The organism is Brumicola blandensis, assembly GCF_031846165.1.
In the GTDB taxonomy this organism is placed as follows: domain Bacteria; phylum Pseudomonadota; class Gammaproteobacteria; order Enterobacterales; family Alteromonadaceae; genus Glaciecola; species Glaciecola blandensis.
In genome coordinates this window covers 43084-68196 of the sequence record NZ_JAVRIE010000001.1, presented here as the reverse complement: position 1 = coordinate 68196, position 25113 = coordinate 43084, and the positions used below count along the sequence as shown (strand labels likewise).

The following is a 25113-nucleotide window of genomic DNA, read 5'->3' as shown; positions in this document are numbered from 1 at the left end:
GAAGTAGGTTGGTAAATCGATGAATCCAATGGTGCCTGAATGGCTGGCTAAATATAAGACCAATGGCGTGGAGTTAACTCTGCCTGAATTATTAGAGTACCGCTCCTTGTCAAACTTACTGAATTTAAGTCCAAGTAGAGATATCGCTGGGGCACTTTCTGGTGGCGACCGCTCCAAAATTAAAGGTCGTGGGATGGAGTTTGATGAAGCACGACACTATCAAGCCGGTGACGACATTCGTAGTATCGACTGGCGCGTAACTGCTCGCACAGGAAAAACACACACCAAAGTATTTAGGGAAGAAAGAGACCGTCCAGTATTTGTGTTTACCGACTTTTCACAATCTATGTATTTCGGTACTGCGTATTTATGTAAATCGGTTCAAGCAGCTCACCTGTCCTCATTGATCACTTGGAATGCTATCCAGCGAGGCGATAAAGTGGGTGGACTAATATTCAATAATGAACAAGATATTGAATTAAAACCCAAAGCACAGGCGAAAAGTGCTTTAACGTTTATGCAAGGACTTGTAGATATCCACCGGCCCAGTTTCGAAGCCAAGAAAGTAGACGCCCAAGCGGTTTTCACTCAAGCAATCCGAAGGCTGCAACATGTGGCGAAACCCGGTGCATTAGTCTACTTAATCAGCGACTTCAATGGCTTATCAGACGAGGCGATGGCCACCATCGGCAATATTAATAGACATTGTGAAATAAAAGCGATGCTAGTGAATGACCCAATGGAAGTTGCCTTGCCACAAACCAATATCAAGCAAAGTTTGAGTGTAACTAATGGCATATCACGCCAACAGATTAACGTGGGCGAGGCACAATCTAGCCAAGACTATGCAGATCGCCAAGCAGCCCATTTTGCAGAGATAAAGTCAGCCTTTGCTCGCTATGCTATCCCGCTGAGAACAGTGTCTGCCGGTCTGCCACTTGAGCTTCAACTGAATAATAGAGATATGGGGGAGTTACTATGAACCCTTTAGATCAAGCATTGGAAAACCTAGCAGATATTAGTGTCGGCAATGAGGTGTCTTACTGGCCCTTGGCTTGGGGATGGTGGGTGTTAATAATCGTTGCCTGTATGACTTTGATTGCAGCAAGCTACGCAACAATAAAGTATCGCCAAAAACGTCGCGTAAAACGCAAAGCACTGCTAACGTTGCGGGCAATTCCATTGACTGAAACAAGCGCTCTAGAGGAAATTCATCATGTACTTAGAGCGGCATGTATTCACTACTTCCCTAACAAAAATCTGAGCGCGATGCACGGACAAGCCTGGTTGCAATTTTTGTTCTCACAACATGACCTTAACGATACACAAAAAAACACCCTACGTTTATTGACTGAGAGCTTGTACCAAGCTGATGTCAATATTGATCCTGAGTCTGCCAGTAATGCAGTCAATGAGTGGTTGAATAAAGCCCTTCCACCAAGGAGTCAGGATGTTTGAGTTCGCTTGGATTTGGGTATTAGCAGCTTTGCCACTGCCCCTACTAGTCTATTTTTTACTGCCAAAAAAAAACCAATCTGAATCTGCAGCCTTGTTAGTACCAAATTATCTCACTTTGGGGACCAGCAGCACTCAAGCACCCAGGCGCGCACGAGGACGTCTATTGCTAGCAAGCCTAATTTGGTGTTGTTTAGTTGCCGCTGCAGCAAGGCCACAATGGCTCGGTGAACCGATTGCGATCCCAAATGAAGGTCGGGACCTTATGATAGCCGTGGACTTGTCTGGCTCAATGAAACAAGAAGATATGCAAGTGGAAGGTAGCACAGTAAACCGTTTAGTCATGACCAAGCATGTTCTTACAGACTTTATTGAGCGTAGAGTTGGTGATCGCCTTGGCCTGATACTATTTGCTGACACTGCTTATTTGCAAGCGCCACTTACTTTTGATCGCTCAACCGTAGCCACGCTGCTTGATGAGGCGGTGATTGGCCTAGTGGGTGAAAAAACAGCCATTGGCGACGCAGTTGGTTTAGCGGCGAAACGCTATGACAATAAAGAAACCTCTAACCGCGTGCTGATCCTATTAACGGACGGGCAAAATACTGCTGGTAATTTATCACCAGAGCAAGCGAATGAGCTGGCTGTGAATAAAAATATCACGATCTATACTATCGGGGTAGGCGCTGATGAAATGGTCATTAATAGTTTGTTTGGTCGCAGATCGTATAATCCTTCACAGGATCTCGACGAAAAGCTCCTTACGCAACTAGCCGAGAGCACGGGAGGGCAATACTTCAGAGCCAGAGATGCTGAAGAAATGGAACGTATTTATGCCACATTAGATACCCTTGAACCAATTCAAGGAGAAGGTCAAAAGCTCAGACCGCTCACATCTTTATTTTTCTTACCACTTGGTGTAGCTATAATCATTAGCATTTTATACGCCTTAGTTTATCTCTTTACTCAGTGGTTAAGCCGCTCGTCAACACAAACAAAGGGAGAGCAAGTATGATTGATTGGCAAGCATTCCACTTCATTCGTCCTGAATGGCTTTATGCGATCATTCCTTTGTTATTCATTGCATTCTTACTTAGTAAAGTAAATGCGAAAAAAAATGGATGGCAGGGCTTAGTCTCTTCACACTTATATCAGCACCTCGTCATATCAAAAGACAAAAAAGCGAGTAAACCCCCTTTCTTTTTGCTGGCCTTCGCTTGGATACTTGCATCTGTAGCAATGGCAGGCCCTACATGGGAAAAGCTTCCTCAACCGGTTTATCAAGTTGAAACGGGTAAAGTGGTCATTTTGGACATGTCGATGTCTATGCGCGCCACTGACTTGAAACCAGATCGTTTATCAATTGCTAAGTTTAAGACTATTGATTTGCTCAATATGCTAGACGACGGCGAAGTAGGTTTAGTCGTCTATGCTGGCGATGCATTTACTGTCAGTCCATTGACAGCTGACCCAAGCAATATCACAGCCCTAGTGCCAAGTTTACGCCCTGAAATAATGCCTATTCCTGGCAGCGTACCAATTATTGCCTTTGAAACGGCTGAGCAACTGCTGGCATCTGCGGGCTACACAAAAGGCGAGATTTATTGGATATCCGACGGTATAGACCCTGAAGATGTTGAAGAACTTCGTGAATTTGTTAGCCGCTCCCCTTACCGCTATTCAGCCTTGGGCGTGGGTACGAAAGTTGGTGCTCCAATAAAGCTTTTAGACGGTGGCTTTCTCAAAGACACTAGAGGTAACATTGTTCTGCCAACACTACAAAGTGACCTATTCAATCAGGTTATTGGCAATACTGCTGGACGCTACACCCCAGTTCAAATCAATGACAGCGATATTGAAAATATGCTGTTATCACCTCTAGTACTCGAGCAAGATCAAGTCAATAATGACATTATTGGTGAAGGTGACCAGTGGCAAGATATGGGCGCATTCATCGTACTCCTCATTCTCCCCTTTGCATTGCTGGCTTTTAGGAAAGGTCTATTAGTCGTGACATTGGCATTCACATTTATGCTGCCTTCAGAACAAGTATTTGCACAGCAATGGTACGACAAAGTTTTTAAGAATGCAGACCAGCAAGGCGTTGACTCATATCAAAATGAAGATTACGAGACCGCCAGCCAATTATTTAAAAACCAAATGTGGAAAGGTGCGGCTTTATACAAACAACAAAATTATGAAGCGGCCTTAGAAGCGTTCCAACAAGTTCCCGGCGCTGAATCTCACTACAATCAAGGAAATACTCTAGCCAAGCTCGGTCAACTACAAGACGCAATTGCTCAATTTGAAAAGGCCTTAGCGCTTCATCCTGGTCATGCGAACGCAATGGCGAATAAAAAACTCATTGAAGAACTCCTAGAGCAGCAAGAGCAACAGGAAAAGCAGGACTCCGAAAACTCTGATCAAGACTCTTCTGGTGAGCAGAATCAACAAGAACAGCAAGACGGTCAGCAGCAAGATGGTGATCAAAGCCAAAACGGCGAGCAGAACCAGCAACAAGACCAAGGCTCAGAGCAAGGCGATGATCAAGAACAAGAGTCTGAGTCGCAACAAAGCGGCAATAACGGCGAACCCAAAGATGAGCAGGGACAAGAACAACCAGAACCAACAGAAGAACAACAAAACGAACAAGAGCAAAATGCACAACAGGCTGGTGAAGAAGCCGAGAACGAGAAACCCGAAGAACAACAAGCAGCTGTTCAACAGGTATCTGAAGAAGACATGACGCCAGAGCAGCGGGAACAAATGCAACGAATGCAAATGCTAATGAACAAAGTACCCGATGACCCTGCATACTTATTACAGAGAAAAATGCTTTTGGAATCACAACAACGTCGTAGAGAAAGACTTAATCGCCCAAATAAGAAGGATTGGTAAGAATGAAATTCAACTCAGCTTGGACTATTCGCTTAGTTGCTTTTTTAACACTGCTATTACCCATAGCGACTCACGCTCAGATCACTGATTTAAGGGTATCACTAGATAAAAATCCAATTTTAGTCGATGAAGCAGTACAACTCATTGTCAGTGCGCAAGGTAGCCCTTCATCAAATGAATTAGATTTATCTATACTCGAAAAAGACTTTCGCTTATCTAACACCTCAGTGAGTCAATCGACACGCTCGGTTAATTTCGTCACCACTAAAACAACCACTTGGGTAACGCAGTTATTCCCGCGTTCGACAGGAAAGTTTGCCATTCCAGCGATTACCGTTGACGGAAAAACCAGCAAACCTATCGAACTCATCGTTATGCCAATAGGATCTAGCCAAGGCTCGACACCTAGAGACTTCTTTATCCGTTCTGATGTCGATATGGATGAAGTTTATTTGCAGCAACAGGTTAAATACACCACCAAACTGTACATGCGAAAAAATATTCAACGCGGCAGCATACAGGGCCCAGAGCTAGAAAATGCGATCATCAAACAAATTGGTGAAGACAAGGAATATGAAGACTTGGTCAATGGTGTACAATATCGTGTTATTGAACGGACCTATGCCATTATTCCGCAACAAAGCGGCGCTTTTACAGTCAGTGGCACAGTCTTTCAAGGAGAAGCCTTAACTGACAGTCGTCAATCTTTTGGGTTCATTTCAAGAACCAAACCAATAAACCGCTCATCGAACGCCATTCAATTGACCGTTTTGCCCATACCACAAAGCTATACAGAGCATTGGCTACCCAGTGAATTTGTCACCCTGAATGAGGAGTGGCAAGGGTCAACAGATCAATTCGTTGTTGGCCAACCGATCACTCGAACCATTACACTGACTGCTGCGGGTCTGGTTGAAGAACAGTTACCTGATATTACGGGCATTTACCCTCCAGACTTTAAAACTTATCCAGACCAAGCGAATACCGCAACTGTAGACCGCAATGGTATCCTTTACGCTCAACGTATTCACAGTGAAGCAATTATTCCTAATCGCCCTGGTACTTTTGTGCTGGGTGAAGTAGTCGTACCTTGGTTCAATATTGTCACCAAGCAAACGGAGTATGCGAAATTACCGGCGCGCAGCATTCAAGTGCAAGCAGCAACAACATCAAGTTCGTCCATTGAGCCGATTCAAGCTGAAAATAAAAAGCCTGATAACAATACAAGTACTCTGTCGGCGCAAAATGATGAGTTTAGAATTGACTGGTTGCATATTAGTTTGTTCATTCTTTGGCTACTGAGCGTGATCATTTTCGCTATAGTGCTGTTCACCCAAGGTGGGTTGAAACTTATCGAAAGTGCAAAAAATAGAAAGCGAGATAAGGGTTTTATACAAATAGAATCTGACAATGCAGACGAAAAAGCCACGTGGGCCTTACTTCAAAAGGCGATTGCGCAAGGTAATCAACATCAGACAAATCAGACATTACGCCACTGGCTTTCCTACATCAGCAACGAACAAGTAGGCTCAATTGCACAAACCTTGACTGCACTTGAAGCACAGGATTGCTTAGTCAACTTTAATCAATGGGTTGCCTCGTCATACAGTGCAAGTGCCGATGCTCCCGAATCTGAGGCTAGCGCGACAAAACTCATAGAAAACCTGGCGGCATTGCGCCAGAAACACTTACAAAATAGCAAGAAAAAATCCGAGTCATTGGCCTTATACCCTCAAAGTGAATCAAATACTTGAGGCAGCCGCAACGGGTGGATCGCGTGATTTAATCTGTTCTATACTGTAATCTAAAGGCATCTAATAAAAATAAGCGAACGACAAACTATGAAGCAGCGAGTGAAAACATTAAATTCATCAAAGCCAAAAGGATCTAAAACTATCGAAACAGGCCTGCGATTATTCGCGGTGTCTAGTTTAGTTTTTGCACTTGGCGCATGCAGCCCAGCTCCCAACAACGAAACAGCGCAAAATAATGCTGGAAGCGCTGCGGTTGAGAAAGCACCAGAAACGGAATCACAAAAACTCGCCGCTTTTTTTAAGCAAAGCCGTGAAACTGATTTGAAACGTTCGCCAATGGCGCAAAGCTATTTAGGGCTGAAGTGGGATTATGACAAGTGGGGTGATATTTCAGATGCCCACGCTGACGAAACCCGCAGCTTAATGGAAACTAGGTTAAGCCAAGCAAAAGCGTTTGACGAATCAACACTTAGCGAAACTGAAAAGTTAAGCTTGCAACTCTACATTGCCGATATTGAGCGTAAGCTAGCGAATGACGAATTTAGACATCATACCTATGTCATGCATCAGTTTAGAGCATGGCACACGGTTGTTCCTAGTTTCCTAATCAATATCCATCGCATTGAAGATGTGTCAGATGCAGAAGCTTACATTGCTCGTCTCAACAATGTCGCACCGTTGTTCGACCAAGTTGCTGAACAACTAAAAATTCGTCAAGAGCTGGGCGTTTTCCCTCCTCGATGGGCGTATGATCAAATGATCCAAGCTTCAGCAAACGTGGTTAAAGGCAATCCGTTCTTCGAAAGTCCATATGATTCCACGATTCTTGCTGACTTTAAACAAAAGCTAGATGCTATCGGGCTAAGTAATGCGGAAAAAGGTGGCTTGATCGCATCTGCCAATGAGGCACTGACAGGCTCTGTCAAACCGGCCTATGAAAAGCTTATGCAAGAATTAAGCACCCAACGATTACTGACGCCTGAAGGTGACGGTGTTTGGCGCTTGCCTAATGGCAGTGAATGGTACCAGAACCGATTGAATTGGTTTACTACCACCGACCTGAATGCAGAACAAGTACATCAAATCGGTCTTGCAAATGTTGAACGCATCCACAATCAAATGCGCGACATCATGAAGCAAGTCAAGTTTGAGGGCACGCTTCAAGAGTTTTTCACTTTCATGCGTAACGATGACCAGTTTTATTATGAAGACAGCGAAGAAGGTCGCCAACGTTATATGGCTGAAGCCAAAGACTATATTGACGCGATGGAAGCAAAACTAGACGACTATTTTGGATTAAAGCCGAAAGCCAGAATGGTTGTTAAACGTGTCGAGGCATTCAGAGAGCAATCAGCAGGTAAAGCTTTCTATCAGAGTCCTTCGCAAGACGGCAGCCGTCCCGGAACGTACTACGCAAACCTTTACGATATGAGAAGTATGCCAACCTACCAAATGGAAGCATTGGCTTATCATGAAGGTATTCCTGGCCACCACATGCAACGAGCTATTGCTCAAGAATTAGATGGCATCCCTGAGTTCCAAAAATATGTCTCATTTACTGCCTATACAGAGGGATGGGGTCTATACACCGAAGAGCTTGGCAAAGATATGGGTTTTTATGTTGACCCTTACTCTGACTTCGGTCGCCTAGCAATGGAGCTATGGCGCGCTTGCAGATTGGTTGTAGATACAGGTATTCATGAAATGAAATGGAGTCGTGACAAAGCGATCCAATACCTAATTGATAACACACCAAACCCTGAAGCCGACTCGGTGAAAGCCATTGAGCGATATATTGCTATGCCAGGTCAAGCAACCGCTTACCTGATAGGTAAGATAAAAATCATGGAACTACGTGAAAAAGCACAAGCTGAACTTGGCGATAAATTTGACTATCGTGGCTTCCATGACACTATCCTCAAAGATGGTCCGGTACCAATGGATATCTTAGAAGATAAGATCAATAAGTGGATTGCAGCAACGAAATAAGCTCAGATTTAGCACTTTCTAAGAAAATCGCAATTCTTTACTGACTTGCGATTTTTTTATGCCCTAAATCAAATTCGAACTCTCACGCCAAATAACGTATTCTTAATTCAATCAATGGTGATTACGAGAAGTTGCATAAAGTGTGAACTCCCTATTCTGCGCTATCTCATAAAATAAATTAAGAATTTTCATGTTCTCGCGAAATAAAACTCAAAAGCCATCGGTCTCTACTGACATGATGAAAAAACAAAAACGATATGAAGCCCTCGTGAAAGCATTACATACCGATATTTTTCGCTATGCAATGTGGCTTATAAAAGACAAAGCGGTTGCTGAAGACGTTGTGCAAGAAACATTCTTACGTGCATGGAAATCACTTGATTCACTCAAAGACGAAGCTGCGGCAAAGTCATGGTTAATCACTATCCTGCGCAGAGAAAACGCACGACGCTTTGAACGCAAGCAATTCGACCTAGTTGATATTGATGATGTCGCTGTAGCCGATCCCAACGATTTTGGTGATGTCACATTAGAGCATCGAGAGTTACGTAGGATAATGTCAGGACTCAGTGAAGAGTATAGAGAGCCATTAATGATGCAGATATTAATGGGTTTTAGTGGCGAAGAGATTGCTGAGCAGCTTAATTTAAATAAAAACACGGTAATGACCAGACTATTTAGAGCAAGAAACCAAATTAAAGAAGCCCTTTTGGGTGACCAAACTACAGGAGAACAGGTAAATGGATGAGTTAACGTTCCGTCGCACCATTTATGCTGACCCAAACACACAAGATCCTGATGTGATTAAAGCAGCAATGGACGACCCATCAAAACAAGCGTTTTGGGATGAAGTAAAAGCATTAGATGCTCAGATGGTTCAGGCGATGAATATTCCTGTACCAGAGAATTTTGCTGAAAAACTGATACTTAGGCAAGGTATGGATGAATTTACGCAACGTCGCCAAAAGCGACCTTGGTATGTCGCTATGGCCGCCTCAGTAGCCATGTTTGCGGGGATTGGTTATATGACATTGCTGGCAGGTGACAATGGTTTAGCCAATGATGTTTTTGCACATGTAAGTCATGAATACATGGAAAAAGAAATCATGATGTCGGGTGCTGGCGTGTCCAACGATAAAATCAATGAAAAGATGGCAACGTTTAATGGCAAGTTAAGCGAAGAAATTGGCGATGTTGTGTCAGCTAACTACTGCTATTTAGACAAAATTAAAAGTCTACACATGATCATCAAAGGTGAAAAAGGCTTAATTTCGCTGTTTATTGTCCCGGACAACGAAAGCAAAGAGCTAAAAGAAGACTTTAGTAAAGACGACCTTGTTGGCAGTTCATTTTTACTTGAGTCTGCCAAAATCATTATTGTTGGTGATGACAAAAGCGAAGTCGCTAAGTTACAGCAGACAGCCAAAGCAGCGTTTACCTTCTAAGTTCTAAACGTTTTTAATAAAACCCGCAGCATGGGTCGTTAACGACACCTTGCTGCGGGTTTTTTGTTATATATTGTCCAATGGTTTAGAAAGACACCTCGATCTGTTACCCTATTGTTTTGAATTTTATAGACAAAAGTGAGACCCATGGAAACTGGTACGTTAATATCCTTAGCACTCTATTTTATCGCAATGATTGGCATCGGTGTTTATGCCTACCGTAGCAATGAGGAAACGTCTTCAGGCTATTTGTTAGGTGGACGCAAACTCAGCGCACCGGTCGTCGCTTTATCCGCTGGTGCTTCTGACATGAGCGGTTGGATGTTGCTAGGGGTACCGGGTGCAATGTACCTTTCCGGCGCTTCCTCACTTTGGATAGCGTTTGGCTTGGTGGCCGGCGCATGGCTTAACTATTTACTGGTTGCCCCTAGACTCAGAGTTTTCACGGAAGTCGCAAAAGACGCCATTACCCTACCCGACTACTTTGAAAACCGTTTTCATGATGACTCTCACTCACTCAGAATTATCGCGTCCATTGTCATCATTATATTTTTTACGCTATACACCAGCTCAGGTATCGCCGCTGGCGGTAAATTATTCGAATCATCATTCGGCTTAAACTACGAAGTGGGGCTTTACATCACGGCTGGCGTTGTGGTTTGTTACACCTTAATTGGTGGATTCATGGCCGTCAGCATGACCGATTTTGTGCAGGGCGTGATTATGTTCATTGCCTTGATATTGGTTCCCACTGTGGTTATTTTCGAGCTAGGTGGTATTAATAGCACTATTACTGCGCTCTCTGACTCCGATCCGAATCTAGTGTCTTTATTTGTTGATGCTAATACTGGCGTTGCTTTAAGCTTCATTGGTATAGTGTCGCTAATGTCGTGGGGCTTGGGCTATTTTGGCCAACCTCATATCATAGTGCGTTTCATGGCAATATCTAGCATCAAGCAAATGCCAGCAGCTAGACGAATTGGCATGTCATGGATGATAGTTTCACTATTCGGTGCGGCATCGACCGGTTTGTTTGGTCTCGCTTATATGAACGCAACAGGGCAACAACTTGATGATCCTGAGACGGTATTCATCACCCTCTCACAAATTCTCTTTAATCCGCTCATTGGCGGTTTCTTACTCGCCGCCATCTTGGCTGCTATTATGAGTACAATATCCTCTCAGCTCTTGGTCACTTCAAGTTCACTTACTCGCGACGTATATGCAGCATTTATTGAAAAAGACTGTAGCGAAAAGAAACAAGTGGTTATTGGCAGAATAAGTGTTGCTGCAGTAGCAGTTGTGGCTATCATGTTAGCTTTCGATAGAAACAGCAGTATCCTCAGCTTAGTAAGCAATGCTTGGGCAGGCTTCGGTGCAGCATTTGGGCCCTTAGTGATCTTCTCGCTGCTATGGAAAAACATGAGCAGAACAGCCGCAATCGGCGCTATCATCTCTGGAGCGGCAACTGTATTAGTATGGATTTATGCACCATTAGGTGAAAATGGAGCCTCTTTAAATGATGATTTATATGCGATCATCCCTGGCTTTATAGTGTCGAGCCTTGTGATTATTATCGTTTCAAAGATAAAACCTGAGAAAAATAAAAATATCACGACACTATTTCAAGATTTTGCCGATAGATATGCTAGTGAAAGCACAAAATAAAATGTAGGGGTTGTTCAATAAAACATGGGATTCTTTGCTGCGCGCCAACCCATCTTAGATCGCGAGAAAACCTTGTATGGCTACGAATTATTGTTTCGTACTAGCCTAGACAACGTATTTCCCGATGTTGATCAAGAAAAAGCGACATCAAAGATGATTGAGGGTTTGCAGTTTGACCTTGGCTTAGACAAGATATCAGACGGCAAACTCGCCTTTATTAATTTTACTGAACAAAGCCTATTAAGCGGGTATCCCGAACTACTGCCAAATCAAAAGGTAGTAGTGGAAATATTAGAAACAGTTAAACCGACCAACTCCTTATATGGAGCTTTGAAAAAGTTACGTCAAAAAGGCTATATCCTAGCGCTCGATGATTTTATTCATGAAGCACATTGGGAGCCGTTCTATAAACTCATCGATATAGTCAAAATAGACTATCGCGAAATATCAAAGCAAGACATGCACGATACTCTTGCCGCAGTCCGTCAGCATCCACATATTAAGTTACTTGCCGAAAAAGTTGAAACTAACGACGAATTCAAAAAAGCGAAAGACGAAGGTTTTGTTTTGTTCCAAGGTTACTTTTTTAGCCGACCTGAGGTGATAAAGAGTGTGACACTCACCCCTGGGCAAGCTTCAATTGCAAGCCTAATGAGTGCATTATCATCACCCGAGCCTGACTTCAACGAAATAACCAAACTATTCGAACTGGACGTCACCTTATCGTTCAAGCTGTTGCGATATACGCAAACGGCGATGTTCAAACGTCAAAATGCGATCAAAACGATAAAGCAGGCAGTGTTAGTTTTAGGGAAGAATGAGCTGGAGCGTTTTGTTAGTCTCATTTTTGCCGCTCAGTTTTCAAGCGAGAAGCCACAAGAATTGATTAGACTTTCCATTCAACGAGCAAAATTTTGCGAGTTACTTGCTCCCTATTGCAATCAAGCAAATGACAGTTCATCAGCATTCTTAACGGGTATGATGTCATTGATAGACGCTATGTTGGATACTGAAATCAATATGGTCATTAATGACTTGCCTTTAAGTGACGATATCAAACACGCCTTGATCGATAATCAGGGGTGGTTATCTGATTGCGTTCAGCTTTGTAAGCACTTCGAGCAAGGTAATTGGCAAAAAATGGAACAAAGCTGTAACGATCTCAATATCCCTTATCAAAAAATCTTAGAAGAGTATGAAGAAGCGGGCATGTGGGCAGAGGAAAAAGTGCTGCAACTTGCATAGAGCTCTTAAAAATAGATGGTAGTTTCCACTATACGATGAATAAATAACAAATCGTTTTACCTTTAATAACGGCCAGCTTTAAGGGACTCAGCGTATTTTAAACTGACTCACAAGATCTTTTAATTTTATAGCTAAACTAGATAATTCTTGACCAGCTAACTTTGTTTGCTTCGCGCCAACCGTCGTTCTGTCTACTACCTCATTAATATTGACTATATTTTTATTTATTTCTTCTGATACATTGCTTTGTTCTCTGGCAGAATGCGCTATTTCAAGATTCATATTACTTATTTTCTTAGTTGCAGCCGTAATTACATCAAATGATTTTTGAGCTATCGACGCCTGCTCAACGCTTTCTTTGCTTTTAGCCTGACTCAATTGCATAACTGCTACAGCGCTTCTTGATCCTGTTTGAAGCGTTTCAATCATACTTTGAATTTCTTGTGTTGAAGCTTGAGTTCTGCTAGCAAGTGTCCTAACTTCGTCAGCAACCACCGCAAAGCCTCTGCCTTGTTCACCAGCTCTTGCTGCCTCAATTGCTGCATTTAGCGCTAATAAATTAGTTTGCTCAGCTATGCCTCGAATAACATCCAATACAGAACCAATCTTTTCATTGTCGGACTCTAATTGATGAATGACGTTTGTAGCATTTTCGATTTCCAATGCTAAGGAGTCAATTGCTTTAACCGCTTCTGTAACAACCCGCTTTCCAACTTGAGTTTCTGATTCGGCGTCTCTAGCTGCATCAGATGCATCATTAGCAAGGTTTGCAACTCCTTGTACCGTCGTCGTCATCTCATTCATCGCACTCGCAACCATTTCGATTTCCATCTGTTGTTCAATGACATCTTGATTTGTTTCGTTTGTAATCACTGACATCTCTTCAGCTGATGTTGCCAAATTTGTTGTGGCATTCTCAACGTCCGTAACCATTAATCTTACTTTTTCGGAAAATAAATTAAAGGCTTTCGCCATACTTGATATCTCATCTTTTCCGGCTTCTCTTAGCCGTTTAGTTAGATCACCATCTCCCTTTGCAATATCATTCATTGCGAACATAGCCTGTTCTATAGGAGTTACAATTGAGTTAGCAATCAGTCGAGCAAATACCAAACCTACGACTAAAGCTATGAAACCAATTAAAAGAGATGCATTGCGAGCATTACTTATAGCCGACATATACTCTTCCCTATTTATAGCAATTGCCATTACTCCAACTTTTTCTCCAGAATAATCTTCAATATACTTCCCATAAATTGAGTAAGACACGTCTTTTAATTCAGCATCAATTTTTAATGCAGTACCATCCATTATTTGGTTTAGTTCGTCTTGGCTAAAAAGCATTCCATTCTTTATATCATTCTGCCTTAGGGTTCCACCGAAGGTTTTATATTTGCTATCTTGTTTGACATATAGAGCTATTTCAGCTCCATATTTGTCTTTGAAATTATCAAAAAACAACTGCCCAAACGACATTCCAAATTCTACTGAACCAATATGCTGACGCTCATAAAAAATTGGGTTTATTCCACGAATACCAAGTCCTGCAACGCCTTTTTCCAAACCTTTAACTGGCTGTTTACTGTTGTTCGTTTCAATAATGGTGCTTCGAAATGCTGTTAAGTCATCGCCGTATTTTTCAGGCTTGTGTGCACGTAAAAATGATGTTGCTGGAGGTAGATGAAATTGAAATTGACGAATACCGTATTGCTCTTTCAATGACTGGAACATGGGGTCCATTTCCTGAGCTAATTCGTCTCGACGCCGCTCCTTTAATAGCTTATTCCAATGCGGTGTATGGGCAATAATGTGACTCATTGCTTGTGCTAGCCGACCTTCAGACTCTATTTCTGCGGCCGCACTTTCATGTAAATTTAGTAACTCTCGTTGTTCTGCTTGACCAATAATTCCAACGATATTTAGATGCACGACAGAAACGATAAGTACAATCGCAAAAACGAGCACAACAGAAAAACCTAGCTGCACGCGAGTGCTAATTTTTAGTGAGTCAAACATATATACCTCGATGAATAGGTTTTTTGTTAAATAGGCGTTTTACAAAGGCCAATTACAAATTCTAATGATGATAAATTTGAGAAAGGCAACCGGTCACTAGCTATTGTTTTGGGACAACAAGTTTTTGCAACGATGTGAATTCGATATCGGCTTTTAGTTGTTTAACTTTAACTGTAAGTTCAATCGTGGTTTTGCGCTATATTGAGTTCTACCGCCGTTAAAACCTAAACATATAACAAAATTGCAACATATCTGATGTTTTGGTTATCAATAAGGTATTAGAAATATCAAATTATCATAATTGAAATTAATCTAATATGCTAAAGTTCTATGTATATAGATTTTAGGCATATTAACTTTCATTATGGAGTCGGTCGTTCAATGACAACCTCAGTACCCTCAATTACACACTTGAAGCAGTTAGAGGCTGAAAGCATTCATATTTTCAGAGAAGTCGCAGCTGAATTTGACAACCCAGTCATGCTATACAGCGTTGGTAAAGATTCGTCTGTCCTTTTGCATCTAGCTCGTAAAGCTTTTGCGCCAGGTACTATCCCCTTCCCTTTATTGCATGTAGACACCACTTGGAAGTTTAAAGAAATGATTCAATTTAGGGATGAGATGGCGAAGAAGCATAATCTCAACCTATTAGTGCATACCAACCAAGAAGGTGTTGAGCAAGGCGTTGGCCCTTTCACGCACGGTAGTGCAAAACACACTGACATCATGAAAACAGTCGCGCTAAAACAAGCGCTCAACCAATACAAATTTGATGCTGCATTCGGTGGCGCTCGACGTGATGAAGAAAAATCTCGCGCAAAAGAACGCGTGTATTCTTTTAGAGATGAAAACCATCGCTGGGACCCTAAGAATCAACGTCCAGAGTTATGGAATATCTACAATAGCCAAATAAATAAAGGCGAGAGTATTCGTGTATTCCCAATGTCTAACTGGACTGAGTTAGATATTTGGCAGTACATTTACTTGGAAAACATTGAAATCCCATCATTATACTTAGCGAAGCCACGCCCAGTCGTGAAGCGTGATGGCACTTATTTTATGGTTGATGATGATCGTATGCCATTGGAAGAAGGTGAGACGCCAGAAATGCGCTCTGTTCGTTTCCGTACCTTAGGTTGCTATCCATTGACTGGCGCCGTGGAGTCTGAAGCAGACACCTTGCCAGAAGTGATTCAAGAAATGCTACTGACCAAAACATCTGAGCGCCAAGGCCGAGTTATCGATCATGATTCTTCTGGGTCAATGGAGAAGAAGAAAATGGAGGGATACTTCTAATGTCTACCAATATCGTATGGCATGAACATGCCGTCAACAAACAAGAAAGAGCCAAAGCACTTAAGCAAAAACCGGCCGTCATTTGGCTCACGGGCTTATCAGGTTCAGGCAAATCAACTATCGCAAATTTATTAGAAAAGAAACTCTTCTCCGAGCAGCGCAAAACTTATTTGTTAGACGGTGACAACGTGAGACATGGCCTGTGTGGCGACCTTGGATTTGATGATAAAGACCGTGTTGAGAATATTCGCCGCATTAGCGAAGTCTCTAAACTTTTTGTCGATTCGGGTACCGTCATTATCACTGCATTCATCTCTCCGTTTAAAGCTGATCGAGCCTATTGTCGATCACTTCTTGAGACCGGTGAGTTTGTAGAGGTTTTCGTCGACACTCCTATTGAGGTTTGTGAACAACGCGACCCTAAAGGTTTATACAAAAAGGCGCGCAGTGGCGATATTAGTAATTTCACTGGTATTGATTCGGCCTATGAAGCTCCTGAAGCTCCTGAAGTACATTTGCAATATGTAGACGAAAGCCCTGAAGAAACCGCACAGCGTTTGTTTGATTTACTAGTTGCAAAGGGATATGTGTAATGAGCCATATTCAAATGACACCAGAATTGATTGAAAAGGTGAAAACCATTGCAGTCGAAGCCGGCGAAAAAATCATGCAGATTTATCAGCAAGATTTCGAAATTTACGATAAGTCCGATTCGAGCCCGCTTACAGAGGCCGACTTAGCTGCTCATCACCACATTGTCGATGGTTTACAGGCACTTGCCGAAATCCCAATTTTATCTGAAGAGTCGGCTAATATTCCATGGGAAGAGAGAAAAACATGGGTGCGCTATTGGTTAGTCGACCCATTAGATGGCACAAAAGAGTTCATTAAGAAGAACGGTGAATTTACCGTTAACATCGCATTAATCGAATATGGTGAACCCACTTTTGGGGTTGTGCATGCGCCAGCTATCAATAAAACCTATGTCGGTCAGGTTGATTCAGGTGCCTATTGCGAAGAAAACGGCGCGAAAAACGAAATAAAAGCAAAAGCACATCAAACTGGGGACACTTGGAAGGTAGTCGGTAGTCGCTCACATCAAAGTCCTGAGATAAATAAAATCTTAGATGGATTAGATGGCGAAACTGAGCTAGTTGCCATGGGTAGTTCCTTAAAACTGTGCTTAGTGGCAAGTGGCGAAGCGCATTTATATCCGCGAGTTGGCCCTACCAGCGAATGGGATACGGGCGCCGCACATGCCGTAGCGCTTGCAGCAGGTGCTAAGGTGACTGTGTTAGATCCAGACAATCCAATGGACCCCGATGCATCGCCCCTGCGCTACAACCAAAAAGACTCCGTATTAAACCCATTTTTCTTGGTAAGCTTTTAACATGAATAACGAAAACGAATTATTACAAACCGACATTTTGTCGTACTTAGAACAACATGAAAAAAAGGATCTACTTCGATTCCTTACATGCGGCAGTGTAGACGATGGTAAAAGTACTTTAATCGGGCGCTTGCTACATGACTCAAAAATGATTTATGAAGACCAACTTGCTGCGATCACGAAAGACAGCAAGAAAGTAGGAACTACCGGTGAAAAAGTCGATCTGGCCCTACTCGTAGATGGCTTGCAGTCTGAACGTGAGCAAGGCATTACGATTGATGTTGCCTATCGTTACTTTAGTACTGAAAAACGTAAATTCATCATTGCTGACACTCCTGGACATGAGCAATATACCCGTAATATGGTCACCGGCGCATCCACTTGTGATTTGGCGATTATTTTAGTTGATGCAAGAGAGGGTGTGAAAACACAGACTCGTCGTCATTCATTTTTGGTTTCTCTGCTAGGGATCAAACACGTCATTGTTGCAATTAATAAAATGGATTTAATGAAATATCGTCAAGATGTTTACGAACAGATCCAGAAAGACTACATGGAGTTTTCGAAGCAGCTTACAATCCCTGATATTCGTTTTGTGCCTATCTCTGCGCTAGAAGGTGATAACGTTGTAAATCGCAGCGAAAAGACACCATGGTTTAAGGGAGAACTGTTGATGGAATTGCTAGAGAGCATGCAAATCACAGAGCAACAACATAAAGACTTCCGCTTTCCTGTGCAGTATGTCAATCGCCCTCACCTCAACTTTAGAGGCTTCGCGGGTACTATTGTCTCAGGTTCAATAAAGCCTGGAGACGCAGTAACAGCGCTCCCTTCTGGAAAAACGTCGACCGTGAAGAGTGTCTACACTTTTGACGGTGATTTAGAAGAAGGAAATGCACCAAACGCGGTTACCTTAACGCTGAATGATGAAATTGATATTTCACGTGGCGACATGATTGTTAAGTCTGACGCCTTGCCTTTGCATTCCAACGCGTATAAAACGCACATGGTTTGGATGTCTGAAGACGCCTTAATCCCAAACAAACAATATAGCTTTAAATTCGCGACAAAAATGGTGCCCGGAAGCATTGCTAGCATCGACTACCAAATCGACGTGAATACGCTTGAAAAAACCGATGCTTTGCATTTGAATTTGAATGAGATAGGTGTAGCAAATATTAAGCTGACACAAGATGTTGCCTGCGACCCTTACACTGAGAACAGAAAAACAGGCGCGTTCATCATCATCGACAGATTAAGCAACAGTACTGTTGGCGCAGGAATGATCATTAAAGAGCATGAACTGAATGTGAAGTCGCATGAATATTCAGAGTTTGAACTAGAAATGAATGCGTTGGTCAGGAAGCACTTCCCTCATTGGAATGCGATGGACATCAGCAAGTAAGTCTGCTTAAGCCAGATTACCGTGATATAAGCTTGTTTAGTCATTAAATTGCTATTAAAGACGCAATACGACTAAACAAGCTTTTTTATATCTGTAGGAAATACGCTATTCTAGTGTTTTGAACAATATACACTTTGGCAATTAGCCAATTCATAAAAGGTTGTAACCGTGGCATCGATACCAGTAACAGGACGTAACTAAGCATGTCTTTAGAGCAAATTCTCGTATTGTTTATTTTTGCTGGTACTATTTTTTCTCTCGCATTCACTAACAAACGTCCATCTAGTATTTTTGCAGCCTGTATGCTTTTATTATTGCTCACCCAACAAATCAGCTTTGAAGCAATATTGAAGAATGTCACAAACACGGGCTTAGTGACGCTAGTTTTACTATTATTGGTGAGCCACTCTATCGATAAAACTGCCTTTATAAAGCGCTTGGGCAGAGCGATTGTTAGAAAGTCATTCAAGCAAAGTTTTTGGCGCATGTTTGCCGTCACCTTTAGCTCATCAGCACTGCTCAACAACACGGCTATTGTGGCCAGTTTAATTGGCCCGATTAAACAGAACCAATTGCATGCCCCATCGCGTTTACTCATTCCCCTTTCATATGCGGCAATACTCGGCGGCACCGTCACTTTAGTGGGTACATCAACCAACTTAATTGTTGATAGTTTCTTAATTGAGCATGGCCACCCAGGTTTTAATTTCTTCGATTTTACAATTTTCGGTTTAAGTGCAGGCTTACTGTGTGCTGTATTATTGTTTTTGTTAAGCCCTTTATTACCCAATATCGCAAGCAATGAAAATAGCTACCAGAGTTACTTGTTAGAGGCCGACGTTGAGGCTGATTCAGAACTTATTGGCAAGACGGTAGAGCAAAACCACCTGCGCAACTTGCCGGAACTGTTTTTAATCGAAATTGTGCGTCGCAATGTGGTGATCTCACCGGTCACTCCGGATATGCTTATCGAAGAGAATGATAAGCTTATATTCTCGGGCAATGTGAAAAAAATGGACAATATTGCTCATATAAAAGGCTTAACTATGTTCGCTGAAGCGGATGGCCTCTTGCGCGACAATTTAACCGAAGTCATTATTTCGAATCGAGCGCCTATCATTAATAAAACCCTCAAAGAAGTGGGTTTCAGAGCGCTGTTTGATGCCGCAGTTGTTGCCATACGACGAGATGGTGAACAAATATCAGGTAAATTGGGAGAGCTGAAGTTGCAGGCCGGTGACTTTCTTTTACTCGCCACTGGCGCTGACTTTCAAGGTCGCGACAATATCAACAAAAACTTCTTCGTAGTTTCAGAACAAAAAATTACGCGCAAACTGCAACCTTGGCAGGAAATCTTTACCTTGCTTGGTTTTGTCAGCACGATTGTCTTAGCAGCAAGTTCACTATTACCTCTTGCTACTGGCCTACTTTTCTTTATTGCGAGTTTAGCTTTGATAAATGTAAGCTCAATTTCTGAAGTGAAACGCAATCTACCGCTTAATCTGATATTAGTCATTGTGGGTGCGCTAAGCCTTGCTACTGCATTAGAGGAAAGCGGCATCATACTGTTAGCAACTAAGGGTATATCACCAATAATAGGTGATATGCCGCCTGTCGTCGCTTTAATTGCAGTCTATGTAATGACGCTATTGCTAACAGAGTTTGTTACAAACAACGCAGCTGCAGCGCTTATGTTCCCTTTTGCCTACGGTATAGTGCAGGCAATGAGTTTGCCGTTAACGCCTTTTGCATTAGCAGTAGCATTTGCGGCAAGCGCAAGTTTTATTTCCCCCTACGGTTACCAAACCAACTTATTGGTATTTTCAGCAACTAATTACCGATTCAAGGACTTTGTAAAAATGGGTGTACCTATTTCAATCCTATATTCGAGTGTAGTGATTACGATGCTCGCGTGGTTCTACCTATAATTTGCTAAAGCTTGCAGGCGCTATCTTCTTTTACTTTCCACACTACAGGTTCCCAGAACTCATTGGTTTGCGGACGCAGACGCTTTTCGGTAATAAATTTTGCAGCTAAATAATAAGTTTGATTTGCTTTTACTTCGACTTCAAGTAGCTTTGGTCTTTGGCTTACCACCCTTCTTCTTTTAAGCAAAGGATCATCAATTTGTTCTTGCACTCGCAAAGTATATTTACCGGGTGCTAGGCGATATTTAGCTTTGCTCGATAATACTTTACGGTCATTAATGTGAGTGATTATTAAGCTATATAGGCGTTTTGTTTCGGGTGGCCTAAAAAGTACAGACACTGTGCCGCAAGCATCTTCGCTCAATTCCAGTTCGTTGCTTAATGATGAGCCATCTAATTCTTTGCTTAATTCAGCCTGACCTACTTCCAGTCTAAACGCTGGTAGGTACTCTCCATTGACGACACTGGTAATTTCTAACCTTTCCCCTTTTCTCTCCAAACCAAGAGTAATGCTGTCGCCCGGTGTAATATCTTGTAGCTCGTTGAGTACCTCCCTTCCTCCCTCCATTTTCAAGCCAACCTCATTGATGGAAACAATATGATCACCTTGCTGAATTTTTAAGTGCTCAGCGAAACTTCCTGGGCTAATAGATAAGACCTTTAAGCCTTTATTATCATTCGGCTCCAAAACAAGCCCCAGGTTGGGAGACAAGCTTGCTGGTATTGCTATTTCTATGTATAAGTCTTCTATATTGCTTCCAGCTTCCTGCTCAGCTTTCGCGACTGCTAACAAGGTCTGTTTAATATTCGTCAGTAAATCATCCATCAGTGCTTTAGACTCTTCAGATGTTTGCAAAGCCATCGCTTGGTTGGGACCAATTAGCACGAAAAGTACAAGCGATATTACTAACTTCATATTTTTCATAATCTTTTTCATTCTTAATCCTTGTGTTAAATAATAATAACTGCGGGTTTATTGTGTTGCTCCAGCATGTTCAAAATGATTTTCTTACGTTGCTCCCAAAGCACAATTTTATGTTCAATACTTTGCTCCTCGAGATACGCAAGTTGGATTTGCTTATCCAACATTTGTAGGTTTCTTTTAGAGCGGAAGTAACCCACTTGTTGAAAAACGTGATCCGGGGCAAGTGCACTGACACGTTGCTGTAATTCGTTATTCTCTGCAATCGTGGTTGCCAGTGCCATTTCCATACTTTTCGAATGGTCATCAAACCACGAAGATGGGCTTATTAATGGATATGCTATCACTAGAGCGAAACAGGCAGCTAAGGCAATTAATGCCGCCGAGAGCTTATTCACTTTGCGTTCTAAAGCAACTATCTTGCTACTGCCTTGGGCACTAGGCTCAATGGTCTTTTCAGTAAGGTCAGACAAAAAGTGCCTATCTGATTCTGCATCCAATACATCTTCGATTGCTTCCCACGCCGGTTTAACTGTATTGAGATCAGGCCGGGTGTCTAACTCAATCCGGCCTCTAAACTCTCGCAAGTTCTGCAGACGAGATTGACATAATTCACATGAACGAAGATGTGAGGCCAGATTACCAAGGTTTTCCTCTGGGGTATCATTTAAAACATCGTTATATGCTTGTAATTCGCTAGCTGTTGGATGCATTTCTTGCTTCCTCTCGAGTTACTTGTTCACGCAGTTTAAGCATTGTTCTCGCCAGTACCTGTTTTGAAAAACTCTCTGTTTTGTCAAGAAAAGCACCAATTTCTTTATGTGAGTAACCTTCTATTTCATGCAATATCAACACTGTTCTTGCGCCGACACTCAGGTCTTTCATAAGTACAAATAAATCATTGCAAGCTTCCCACCATGGTTGGTCAAAGACCGTGTTATTGGCTACATCAAGACTTTGCAACTGGCTCTGTCTTTCTTCATTGGTTTGAGGATTCAGTTCAAGCTCAACTGTAAACTTCTTATGCTTTCTTAGGTAGCCAAGTGCTTCGTTCACCATAATTTGCCTAAGCCAGCCAGCAAAACTGCCATTGTGTTTAAATGCTGCTATATTTGTCAGCACCTTGATAAAACCATTTTGGACAATATCTTCACTCGCACTTTTGCTTGTTGTGATGCGATAAACCAACTTGAAACTTGCGGTAAAAAAGGTTTCATAGATCGACTTTAAAGCTCTTCTGTCACCCGACTGAGCTTTAATGATTATGCTTTTATCAATCCTTTGGCGAAAAGCCGAAAACTCGTTCATTTGAACCTTTTTGTGTGTACTTAAATATTAAGATGTGAACGCGCTCGAAAGCGTTACATTTTTTTTGATAAAAACTGAGTATATTAAATAAGTAGCTCTGGAAGTATAAGAGAATACTTAACCAAAGTTGAGTTCAGGAGACTGTTTATAGACGGGACAGAGCTGACTGATACTAGCCCATATTTCTTGTTTTACCTTTTCCTTACCTATTTGACCCGCAATCCAAGCTAAATGGCTTCTTGATTTTAACCCCAAGCCGCTACTGTCTTGTAAAAATTGATTCGCTTTACGCGCAAGATCATCAAACTGAAAACCGTTTGGGTCAATCACATTCAACTTCATTTGATAGTACAGTTTAGAAAGGCGTCCATCAGCGCTTGTATTGTCTAGTAACTCGTCTCGTTCAGCAATACGCAAGGCTTTTTGATAGTGTTGAGAGGCCAGCTCGCTATTCCCGTTTCGTAAATAAACTTCTGCTAAGCTCCCCCACACTTGGTGAATAGCCAAATCCGGTTGCAGCTTAATAGACTTGAGCTTGTAGTTTAAGGCGCCAACAAAGTCGTGCTCGAACATGAATACTGAACCTAAATTTTCGTAGGCAAGGTAAGTATTACTAGCTGAGTCGATCAGATCCAAATACGTTTGCTTTGCCTTGTCCAATTCACCAAAGCACATTTGCATCGTACCCAAGTTTGCCAATATTACTGGTTGTTTGACGACAAGTGATGCACTAGCAAAACGCTTTGCCGCTGCACGAATATCTCCCTTAGCAAAGTAGTAATTGCCAAGCGTATTCATCGCGCGCCAATGGTCAGGCGCAATTGAAAGGGCCTTTTCTGCATAGACTGCAATGTTTCCATCATCGCTATGCCCTCTTTCACTTGAATCTAACTCGTCACTCGTGGTGAAGACTAGAAGCAGCTCCGCAAATAACGCAAACGCATCAGGGTCAAAGGCGTCATGAGCAGAATCGCTTATTGCGCCTCTTAATATTGGCTCCAAATGCTCAACTGCCGCTAACGCCCTTCCCGTTCTCGAGAGCAATTCGGCTTTTGCGCTGATTACTGCCGGCGCCATTGAATTGTATTCCTCTGCTTGCTGACAATACGTAGTCGCTAAAGCCAAAGATGCTGTTTCATCTTTCAGCCAACTCATTTGGACCTTAGCTCTGCAAGCCTCCGCGTAGGCCTGCGCAAAGTCAGGCTGTTCTTGAAAAGCTTGCTTCAATAGTGTTAGCGCTTTGTCTAGGTCTTGGTATGAGTGAGCAAAGTAAAGCGTATCTTTAGCTTCTAAATATTTTTGCATGCTTGTTTTTGAAATAGCAGATGCTAGGGCTACTTTTTCGCCACTCACAAATTGCTTTAGGTGAGCATGAAGACGAGCCACTAAAATAGAACTGCTCTCACCTAGTAGACCTTGATGGACAACTTGATCGAAAATAAGGGCTCGATTTGATGCATGAGCCATTTCCATTTGAATAGATGCATAATGCGTTGATTCCAGCATAGACAAGTGCAATACACCGTGAACCTGCCACTTTTTGAGTATTTCGGGTAGAGACATCTCGGCAGTTTGTTGTTCGGTAACCATCACCGCGCCTATAAAATCGGTACTATGCAGTACATCGACTAACTGAATCCCAATATGTTTAAGCTCATCTTGAGTTTGGATAAGCAACAATGCTTTACCAAGCGGATTATCAATAAGTCGTTTATTTGTTGATTCTAAGGGAGCGACTAGTGATAAAGCAGAAGGATCAGATGCTTGTTTTGAATGCCCAGTCAGGTAAATGGCGAAAGCGCATATAAAAAGAAAAATAACGCTAAAAAGTACTACTTTGGCGCGTGTTCTGCCCCTTGCCAAAGGCGCTGATTTAATCTTATCGGTTTCGTTGTCTTCTGCACTCTGACTAGCCAATTCACTTTCGATTTGAAAATCAGCAACTCGCTCAAAGGGTGTGCTCTCACTAGAGAGGTAGATTGTGTGAGCTTCAACCTGAAGTGCTTTTGCTACTCTCGCTAAGTTATGGGTTGAGACGGCGCGCTCTCGAAAGACCTTGCTAACAAGATCTTTAGGGATCTTTTCTAATCCCTCGCTCTCAGCTATTTTTGATGCAAGAGCAAACTGCGTTTCAATACCTGCGTCTAGCATTGCTGCCTCTAGCTTGACTCTAGATGCTTTTATGCCTCGCTTTCTCTTTCTCGTTTCCATGAATTGAGTGTGTGGTTTGATTTAGCATTTTTTGATGACTACATCATATACAAGCAAACTTTTATATGCACGTTTTTTAAACGTATCCAGCACATTAAACAATCAATCTATTGCCTTAATTCCAGACCTAATGATTCAAATTCGCTCAGTTGACATGTCGTCACTTAACGGCAGTTAAGACTA

At 42.2% G+C, this 25113-nt stretch carries 20 protein-coding genes; 15 read left to right on the top strand and 5 right to left on the bottom strand.

Features of this window, described 5'->3' with window-relative positions; translation table 11 throughout:
• The first annotated feature begins 19 nt into the window (after positions 1–19).
• From RM544_RS00325 to RM544_RS00280, 10 genes are all read left to right on the top strand, one after another.
• Entirely contained in the window at positions 20–982 is a 963-nt protein-coding gene (locus RM544_RS00325) for a DUF58 domain-containing protein (protein ID WP_311359793.1), read from the top strand.
• Entirely contained in the window at positions 979–1458 is a 480-nt protein-coding gene (locus RM544_RS00320) for a DUF4381 domain-containing protein (protein ID WP_311359792.1), read from the top strand. The genes RM544_RS00325 and RM544_RS00320 overlap by 4 nt, the downstream gene beginning before the upstream one ends.
• Positions 1451–2470 (top strand): vWA domain-containing protein, encoded by a 1020-nt coding sequence (locus RM544_RS00315; protein ID WP_311359791.1) that lies wholly within the window; start codon positions 1451–1453, stop codon positions 2468–2470. Before RM544_RS00320 ends, RM544_RS00315 begins: the two co-directional genes overlap by 8 nt.
• Positions 2467–4353 (top strand): vWA domain-containing protein, encoded by a 1887-nt coding sequence (locus RM544_RS00310; protein WP_311359790.1) that lies wholly within the window; start codon positions 2467–2469, stop codon positions 4351–4353. The genes RM544_RS00315 and RM544_RS00310 overlap by 4 nt, the downstream gene beginning before the upstream one ends.
• Positions 4354–4355: 2 nt before the next feature.
• Positions 4356–6107, top strand: coding sequence for a BatD family protein (locus tag RM544_RS00305; RefSeq protein ID WP_311359789.1), 1752 nt, complete (start codon positions 4356–4358; stop codon positions 6105–6107).
• Positions 6108–6206: 99 nt separating this feature from the next.
• Positions 6207–8096 (top strand): DUF885 domain-containing protein, encoded by a 1890-nt coding sequence (locus RM544_RS00300; RefSeq protein ID WP_311359788.1) that lies wholly within the window; start codon positions 6207–6209, stop codon positions 8094–8096.
• A 190-nt stretch (positions 8097–8286) separates the two neighbouring features.
• A complete protein-coding gene (locus RM544_RS00295; RefSeq protein ID WP_311359787.1) occupies positions 8287–8844 on the top strand; it encodes a sigma-70 family RNA polymerase sigma factor in 558 nt (185 codons plus the stop codon).
• Complete coding sequence (locus RM544_RS00290) at positions 8837–9541, top strand: DUF3379 family protein (RefSeq protein WP_311359786.1); 705 nt, start codon at positions 8837–8839, stop codon at positions 9539–9541. The genes RM544_RS00295 and RM544_RS00290 overlap by 8 nt, the downstream gene beginning before the upstream one ends.
• A 147-nt stretch (positions 9542–9688) precedes the next feature.
• Positions 9689–11209, top strand: a complete 1521-nt coding sequence (gene putP / locus RM544_RS00285) for a sodium/proline symporter PutP (protein ID WP_311359785.1) — start codon at positions 9689–9691, stop codon at positions 11207–11209.
• A gap of 24 nt (positions 11210–11233) precedes the next feature.
• Positions 11234–12454 carry an EAL and HDOD domain-containing protein gene (locus RM544_RS00280; RefSeq protein WP_311359784.1) on the top strand — a complete coding sequence of 407 codons (1221 nt, stop codon included), beginning with the start codon at positions 11234–11236 and terminating at the stop codon, positions 12452–12454.
• An 87-nt stretch (positions 12455–12541) separates the two neighbouring features.
• On the opposite strand, the gene RM544_RS00275 is transcribed toward RM544_RS00280, so the two are convergent.
• Complete coding sequence (locus tag RM544_RS00275; protein ID WP_311359783.1) at positions 12542–14470, bottom strand: methyl-accepting chemotaxis protein; 1929 nt, start codon at positions 14468–14470, stop codon at positions 12542–12544.
• Positions 14471–14851: 381 nt separating this feature from the next.
• On the opposite strand from RM544_RS00275, the gene cysD reads away from it, so the two are divergent.
• The 5 genes from cysD (at position 14852) to RM544_RS00250 (ending at position 20489) form a co-directional block, all read left to right on the top strand.
• Positions 14852–15766 (top strand): sulfate adenylyltransferase subunit CysD, encoded by a 915-nt coding sequence (gene cysD, locus RM544_RS00270; protein WP_311359782.1) that lies wholly within the window; start codon positions 14852–14854, stop codon positions 15764–15766.
• Positions 15766–16359 (top strand): adenylyl-sulfate kinase, encoded by a 594-nt coding sequence (gene cysC / locus RM544_RS00265; protein ID WP_311359781.1) that lies wholly within the window; start codon positions 15766–15768, stop codon positions 16357–16359. Before cysD ends, cysC begins: the two co-directional genes overlap by 1 nt.
• Positions 16359–17156, top strand: a complete 798-nt coding sequence (gene cysQ / locus RM544_RS00260) for a 3'(2'),5'-bisphosphate nucleotidase CysQ (RefSeq protein WP_311359780.1) — start codon at positions 16359–16361, stop codon at positions 17154–17156. Before cysC ends, cysQ begins: the two co-directional genes overlap by 1 nt.
• Before the next feature lies 1 nt (position 17157).
• Positions 17158–18561 (top strand): sulfate adenylyltransferase subunit CysN, encoded by a 1404-nt coding sequence (cysN, locus tag RM544_RS00255; protein WP_311359779.1) that lies wholly within the window; start codon positions 17158–17160, stop codon positions 18559–18561.
• Between the two features lie 203 nt (positions 18562–18764).
• Positions 18765–20489 (top strand): SLC13 family permease, encoded by a 1725-nt coding sequence (locus tag RM544_RS00250; protein ID WP_311359778.1) that lies wholly within the window; start codon positions 18765–18767, stop codon positions 20487–20489.
• A gap of 4 nt (positions 20490–20493) precedes the next feature.
• On the opposite strand, the gene RM544_RS00245 is transcribed toward RM544_RS00250, so the two are convergent.
• The 4 genes from RM544_RS00245 to RM544_RS00230 form a co-directional block, all read right to left on the bottom strand.
• Entirely contained in the window at positions 20494–21426 is a 933-nt protein-coding gene (locus tag RM544_RS00245) for a PDZ domain-containing protein (protein ID WP_311359777.1), read from the bottom strand.
• Between the two features lie 14 nt (positions 21427–21440).
• Positions 21441–22124, bottom strand: a complete 684-nt coding sequence (locus tag RM544_RS00240) for a hypothetical protein (protein ID WP_311359776.1) — start codon at positions 22122–22124, stop codon at positions 21441–21443.
• Complete coding sequence (locus RM544_RS00235) at positions 22108–22719, bottom strand: RNA polymerase sigma factor (protein WP_311359775.1); 612 nt, start codon at positions 22717–22719, stop codon at positions 22108–22110. The genes RM544_RS00240 and RM544_RS00235 overlap by 17 nt, the downstream gene beginning before the upstream one ends.
• A 117-nt stretch (positions 22720–22836) precedes the next feature.
• Complete coding sequence (locus RM544_RS00230) at positions 22837–24930, bottom strand: tetratricopeptide repeat protein (RefSeq protein WP_311359774.1); 2094 nt, start codon at positions 24928–24930, stop codon at positions 22837–22839.
• Positions 24931–25113: the final 183 nt, after the last annotated feature.